Origin of the sequence: Rhodococcus sp. R1101 (genome assembly GCF_000278445.1) — a bacterium.
Lineage (GTDB): Bacteria > Actinomycetota > Actinomycetes > Mycobacteriales > Mycobacteriaceae > Rhodococcus > Rhodococcus gordoniae.
This window is the reverse complement of record NZ_AJVB01000731.1, coordinates 1-1288: the sequence shown is the minus strand read 5'-3', so window position 1 is coordinate 1288 and position 1288 is coordinate 1. Positions and strand designations below refer to the sequence as shown.

Here is a 1288-nt window from a genome sequence, read left to right as displayed (position 1 = left end):
GTTCGACACGGGCACCCGGTTCGACCGCGTGCCCGACAGTCTTCGCACCGCAGGTGATGCACTCGGGTTCCCGGTCCTGGCCGTGCCCGCATCGACGCCGTTCATTGCCATCACCCGAGCGGTCATCGACGAGTTGACCGCCGATCAGGTCCGGGCGGTGCAGCGGGTCGTCGATCAACAGGAACGGTTGGTCCGGGCCACACTGCGCGGCGGGGTCCCGGCGGTCGTGACCGCGCTCGGTCAGGCTCTCGCGGGAGCGGCTGCCGTCGTCGACGTCGACGATCGCGTGCTCGCCGAGTACGGGTCCGACACGACCCGGGTGGTCCGGCATGCCCGCGGAGTGTCGGAGTCGGCGACGCGATCGCCGCGGCGCCGGCAGATGAGCAAGGTGTCGGCCGATGCAGACGGGCACTACACCGTCCAGAGCATCGCGACCGCCCAGGATCTCCACGGATACCTGGCAGTCGGCACCGCGGAACCGCTCCGTCCGGCCGACCGATTGCTCCTCGCCCACGCGGTGTCCCTGATCTCCATCGAGCTCGGTAAGCCCGCGAAGGTGCAGAGCGCAGAACAGCGGCTACGTGCGGTGGTCACCCGGACGCTCGTCGACGCCCCCGACCGCATGGACGCCGGGTTGCTCCGGTACTTCGGATTCGAACCGACCGATACCGTCGCGGTCGCCGTATTCACCGACATCGGGCCACTGTTGGCCGCGGAACGGCAGATCGGTGCTGCCCTGGCGGCCGAGGGAATTCCCTATCTGTCTGCCCCTGCCGATGCGGATGTGATGGTCGTTCTCCCGGCAGATCGGGCACGTGAGATCGCCACTCGGGTACAGGAGCGGGTGTGCGCGCAGCTCGGCCGTCCGGTCCGGTGTGGGTTGGGCGGGGCATGTGATGTCGCGGATGTGAGCAGTAGTGTTCAGCAGTCTTTTTCGGCTGTTCGGGCAGGTCCGGGGCGACAGCGGGGGTCCGGTGGTATTCGCCGAACTGGGTACGTTCTCGGTGTTGCTCGGCATGCAGGATCCGGATGCATTGCGCGCCATCGCCTATACCGGCCTGGAGGCGCTCGATGCCTACGACGCCGAGCACGGATCGGGTGGGCGCCTGATCGAGACCCTCGCCGTGTACCTCGAGCACAACGGCCAGGCCGAGAGCGCCGCAGCGGCACTCGGCATCCACCGGCACACGCTGCGCAACCGCCTTACGCGCATCACCGAACTCACCCGTCGTGACCTCGACTCCGTTCACACCCGCACGGAGTGGTGGCTGGCCGTCAAAGCCAGAGA

Annotated in this window: 2 protein-coding genes and 1 pseudogene; 2 read left to right on the top strand and 1 reads right to left on the bottom strand. The window is 68.2% G+C overall.

From position 1 onward, the window contains the following. Positions 1-331, bottom strand: a 331-nt coding sequence (locus R1101_RS31250) for a hypothetical protein (protein ID WP_232284824.1), incomplete at its 3' end; no start/stop codon positions are given. 48 nt (positions 332-379) lie between these two features. Between R1101_RS31250 and R1101_RS31460 the strand changes: the two are divergent. Both R1101_RS31460 and R1101_RS31240 read left to right on the top strand, forming a co-directional pair. After that, positions 380-886, top strand: a pseudogene (locus R1101_RS31460) (PucR family transcriptional regulator); the annotation flags it as partial. A 31-nt stretch (positions 887-917) separates the two neighbouring features. After that, positions 918-1288: PucR family transcriptional regulator (locus tag R1101_RS31240; RefSeq protein WP_232284823.1), on the top strand; the 371-nt coding region annotated here is incomplete at its 3' end.